Source organism: Methanospirillum sp. (assembly GCF_035406105.1).
In the GTDB taxonomy this organism is placed as follows: Archaea; Halobacteriota; Methanomicrobia; order Methanomicrobiales; family Methanospirillaceae; genus Methanospirillum.
The window spans coordinates 1-4,867 of sequence record NZ_DAONKG010000188.1; the positions used below are offsets into that span (position 1 = coordinate 1).

Annotated in this window: 7 protein-coding genes; 3 read left to right on the forward strand and 4 right to left on the reverse strand. The window is 43.7% G+C overall.

From position 1 onward, the window contains the following. On the reverse strand, positions 1 to 374 hold a 374-nt coding region (locus PLA23_RS10500; RefSeq protein ID WP_324475145.1), incomplete at its 3' end, for an Lrp/AsnC family transcriptional regulator. 19 nt (positions 375 to 393) lie between these two features. Continuing rightward, positions 394 to 1,668, reverse strand: a complete 1,275-nt coding sequence (locus PLA23_RS10505; protein WP_324475146.1) for an ORC1-type DNA replication protein — start codon at positions 1,666 to 1,668, stop codon at positions 394 to 396. A 370-nt stretch (positions 1,669 to 2,038) separates the two neighbouring features. Here PLA23_RS10505 and PLA23_RS10510 point away from each other — a divergent pair, with 370 nt between their 5' ends. The 3 genes from PLA23_RS10510 to PLA23_RS10520 all read left to right on the forward strand — a co-directional run bounded on the left by PLA23_RS10510 (position 2,039) and on the right by PLA23_RS10520 (position 3,660). Next, a complete protein-coding gene (locus PLA23_RS10510) occupies positions 2,039 to 2,527 on the forward strand; it encodes a MogA/MoaB family molybdenum cofactor biosynthesis protein (RefSeq protein ID WP_324475147.1) in 489 nt (162 codons plus the stop codon). Positions 2,528 to 2,607: 80 nt separating this feature from the next. Beyond that, complete coding sequence (locus PLA23_RS10515; RefSeq protein WP_324475148.1) at positions 2,608 to 3,417, forward strand: HAMP domain-containing protein; 810 nt, start codon at positions 2,608 to 2,610, stop codon at positions 3,415 to 3,417. A 12-nt stretch (positions 3,418 to 3,429) separates the two neighbouring features. Then, positions 3,430 to 3,660 carry a hypothetical protein gene (locus tag PLA23_RS10520; protein WP_324475149.1) on the forward strand — a complete coding sequence of 77 codons (231 nt, stop codon included), beginning with the start codon at positions 3,430 to 3,432 and terminating at the stop codon, positions 3,658 to 3,660. 4 nt (positions 3,661 to 3,664) lie between these two features. On the opposite strand, the gene cgi121 is transcribed toward PLA23_RS10520, so the two are convergent. Next, the gene (cgi121, locus tag PLA23_RS10525) at positions 3,665 to 4,201 is read right to left on the reverse strand and encodes a KEOPS complex subunit Cgi121 (protein WP_324475150.1); all 537 of its coding nucleotides are present in this window, start codon (positions 4,199 to 4,201) and stop codon (positions 3,665 to 3,667) included. Further along, the coding region (locus PLA23_RS10530; protein ID WP_324475151.1) for a helix-hairpin-helix domain-containing protein at positions 4,195 to 4,867 on the reverse strand (673 nt) is incomplete at its 5' end. The genes cgi121 and PLA23_RS10530, both read right to left, overlap by 7 nt.

Consider the following 4,867-nt stretch of genomic DNA (forward strand, 5'->3'; position numbering starts at 1 on the left):
ATTTGCTCTGATACAAATCGTGCAATCTCCTGCATACTTTTCCCCTTTACAAGCAGTTGCAGGTCATGAGTCCCGGTTCGAAGCCGTAAGCTGCGAACATGAGAGAATCGTGATATGCGAGCTGCAATCCGGTCATATCCATAATCCCGCTCAGGTGCTACTTTCAGCTCGATGATTGCATAGACAGCACCTTTGTCAACTTGTTCCCAGTTAATAACCGCAGAATATCGACGAATAATACCGTCTTTCTCAAGATGTTCTTTTCTTTTTTTCACCTCTTCCTCACTGCATCCCAGCATGACTGCAAGATCGCGAAGTGGTATGGTGCAGTCTTCTTCAAGAAGCGAGAGTAACGACCGATCAATATCATCCATGCATTTCAGCCCTTTTGGTTTATCGCAATAATTGAATCACTATCTGTTCATCCACCTGTGCAAGACGTCCTTCCGATTCTTCCATGATTACTTCCCATATCTTGTCTGTGTTTGTATCAAACCACATCTCTTTTGTCCGTCCATGACGCCCACGGTTTACCAGTCTGGTATTGATAACACCAAGCATGTTCAGTTCTGAAATAAGGTCAGATATTCTTCGTGCCGTGAGGACATCAATCTCAAGATACGGGGTAAGCTCCTTGTATATTCTCGTCACATCACCAGAGATAAAAATCCGCTGACCGGCCCGGTGCAGAAGAAGCATACAGTAGAGTACAATCTTGCTTTGTGTCGGAAGGGTTCTGATGCACTCCACCATACTGTCAGCCTCAATCTTTGCCTGGGCTTTCTTGACATGATCAACAGTGACTTTTGATCCATTCTCCCGATCGGCAAGTTCACCTGATATCCGAAGCAGATCCAGTGCCCGTCTGGCATCTCCATGTTCCTGTGCTGCAAGAGCTGCGCAGAGAGGAATGACCTCATCTTCCAGGGCATCTTCAGCAAAACCAATGACTGCTCGCTGCTGAAGAATGTCACAGAGCTGAGGTGCATTATATGGAGGGAATACCAGTTCTTCCTCTGATAATGAGGACAGAACCCGGGGATCAAGAAATGTCTTAAATCCAAGATCATTTGAGATACCAATAATGGATACCTTGGATCGGTGCAGATCAGTATTTATCCTGGTGAGGTTATAGAGGGTATCATCGCCACTCTTTTTAACGAGTTTATCAATTTCATCAAGAATAATAATAAAAACACCTGAGCTGGTATCAATCTGGTTCTTTAGTTCATTGTATACCTGATCCGTTGGCCAGCCAGTCATGGGAATATGCGGCTTTATCTTATCACTGGAGGTATTATCTTCTCCCAGAATGAGCTTAGAGATCTGCGCAAGAACCCGGTATTGTGTGTCAATGACTTCACAATTCAGATGAATTACTCTGCATATTGTTCCCCGTCTGGCACTGACTGATTCAAGTTCTGATCCAACATACCTGACGGATGCTGTCTTACCTGTCCCTGTCTTTCCATATATTAAGATATTTGAAGGGGTTTCCATTTGTAGAGCTGGTGCCAGTATTGCTGCTATTTGATCTATCTGAGGTTTTCGGTGAGGAAGAATATGCGGGCGGTAAGAATGCCGGAGTACCTCGCGGTCCCGAAAAATTCTGTTTTCAGAGAGATATTTATCAAATAATCCAGGACTTTCATTTGTATTGTGTGTCATGGAACAGATAATCCCACTATTGTTCGATGGGTATTCCGATAATACTAGTGGAGTGTTAAGATGCCTGGATCAGTCTCCCCCCACCCCTTTATTTCCACTGGAACATGCACTTTAGTTTCTATAATATTTTTTAAAATGTATTTGATATTCTGTTGTAAAGGTCGACTTATGTATATAAAAAAATTTCTATTGTATAATGGAATATTAACAATTATAAAAAATTTTTAAAATATATCCATAAAGGCTGGCATAAGAGACAGTATGGATCAGATAATTCCCACTCTCCAGTGGAAACTAAGGGGTAGGGGATCATACCCGGATTGACCTTCTGATTGCATACTATAATACCAGATCTCCTCACAATTTTTTCATGGATCCTTCACACATCAAGAAAATATCTGTTCAGGTGATCATCTTGGTGATCTCAAGTACCAGAACAGAAAAAGAAGATACAGCAGGGAAAGCTATTCAAACTCTCTTTCAGGACTTATCCATTCCAGTTATCAGAACTGAAATAATTCCTGATAATATTGAAAAGATCCAAAATAGCCTTAAAAGGGCTCTTACTGACGCAAATTGTGTTATCCTGACTGGAGGGACCGGAATAACTCACGATGACTGTACGATTGAAGCAGTGGAACCTCTTCTTGACAAGAAGATGGACGGTTTTGGCGAGTTATTTCGTATGAAAAGTTACACAGAAATTGGGACCAGAACCGTATTGAGCAGGGCTGTTGGCGGGATCATGAATGGAAAGGCAGTCTTTTGTATACCAGGATCAAAGCATGCAGCAGAACTTGCAACACGTGATATAATCATTCCTGAGATTTATCATATACTTACTCATGCAAACCGGTGATTTTTTCTGGTATGGTAGTGTGGAGTGCACATGAGACATCCTGAATAGATCTTTATAAAGTTTTAGCTCAATCATCCTATATGGTTCAGTGGTATCACAGTATCATTACAAAACTTATCATCGCTTTTATCATTCTGATTCTGGTCATTGCTGGTCTGAGTGTATTATACACATTTGGGGCGACCAAAGAAGCCCTGAAAGAGACAACACGCGACGAACTGGTGGCATTAGCAAGTGTTATTGCAACTCAGATAGATGGGGACAGCCTGAAAGCTCTTCAGCCTGGTGATGAAGAGAGTCCCACTTTCCTGAAAATACGGGATCAGCTCTATGCTATAGAATCATCGAGCCCGGAGATCGTATATGTGTACACCATGAAGCAGTCCAATGACGGGATCGCATTTGTTGTTGATGCAGAGTATGGAATTTCAGAAGATGCAGCCGGAATTGGTGATATCTACGAAAATCCAACAGAAGAGATGAAGACGGGATTTCAGGTTCCGGTTGCTGAACATGAGTACACGACCGATCAGTGGGGCACCGTCATTTCAGGGTACGCTCCGGTGAAAAATGCTGCTGGAGAGGTGACCGGAATTGTGGGTGTTGATATGAGTGCGACCCGGGTTATCGAACGGCAGGACTTCATTGGTACTATAATCTATCTGATTATGCTGATTGGTATTGGTATCACCGCGGTAATTATCGGGTTGATCAGTATGACCATGATCCGGGATATCAGAAGCCTGAATGATTCGGCCGAAAAGATATCAACCGGAGATATAAATGTTCTGGTAACGGTTGAGCGTAATGATGAGATTGGGGAACTTGCCAATTCATTTAGCAGAATGGTCTCAAGCCTGAAGATCATGATGATGGACGATAAACCCTAGGCAGGCCCTCTTATGTCAGATGTATCAGAGAAGGTTCTCGCGGTGACTGTTCAGGAACTGGGTCCTGCATCAAAGCGTTTTCTGGAACGACAGACGAAGTATCATATGAATGGTCTTGAGTTTGATAACCTTACAAAAGATCATATTCCTGAGCTGGCGAAATGGGTCGGTATATCGGCCCAGCTTATTGTTGGTGAAAAAAAAGCCGCTCTTCTTGCAGAAATGATAAAAAAGATCTCATAATTTTTTATCGGTTTATAGCCAGGAGAGCACACCGTTCACAGATGAGATCTGTCAGCCTTTCCTGACCGGTAACCTCCAGTTCATCAGGAGTGATCCCATAAAACTGCATTAATAGTTTTTTTTTCTCTTCAGATACTTCATTCCAGTCTTCATCGCTGACTTCACTCATCCCTTTGAGCAGGGATATAATCACCTCTGATTTCGGTGGAACGATACAAAGGTATAAAGAATTTATCCCGGTTTCAGGCCCAAATGATGCAATCTGTCCGGTTTGTCTGGTCCCGGCTGCATAGAGAAGGATCTCTATCTCCAGACTTCGTGCGATCATCCGTTCTTCTTTCCATGCACGCATGGCATGAATAAGGGCTGTTTCAACGTGGTCGAACCCGGCGATCATCGTACGGTTCAGGCATGCAATGCTTACCCCGTATCTTTCCCCTGTTCTCCGGATGGCATTGAGAAACTCCTGGCGGTCTGAAATAACGAGTCTCACCGGAATAATACAATATTCATTCTTACATCTGCGTTCCTGCGTTACCATCCAAAATCCTCCCAGGAAGACTGGCCTCGTATCTTGCGTGTATCCAGCATGGAATCTCCTTGTTGTATCGTGAGACTTTGTTCTTCTGATTTGGTCAGAAAGGCAAGAATCTTCCTTGCACGGGCTGCTCCAAGGATATCTGAAAGGATCATCTCATCTGCGTTCAGAAGATCCGTTCCTGAGAGAATACCCGCATTTTGAAGCTTCTCAGCCATCTTTTTCCCAATACCCGGAATATCTGTCAGGAGCTCAGGGATATGTGGGGCATTGTCATTATCCATCTGTTTTGAAGATTTTTTTGCCCCGATAATATCATTAATAACCTGTCGTGCGATCGCTTCTCCAAGGATTCGGGCAAGTGAAGGCAGACCTGCCCTGGCCACGGCCTCAGGATCCGGATATCCTGCATTATAAAGACTTCTCGCCCGAACCCGCCCGATATTACGCAATGCGACGAGGGGAAGCAGTTCAGGTCTCACGCCATGCTGAACCCTAATTGAAAGTGTCTTGATGATCCCGCTCATTTCCGGCATTTCAACAGATACGAGGCGTTCAGTTCCATGAAGCAGCCATTTCCCTGAGTCGATAATATTATACAAATCCCCTGCTCCGATACCATATCGTTCTTCTATCATTCCTTCAGACACTTCATCGGCCCAGTCATTC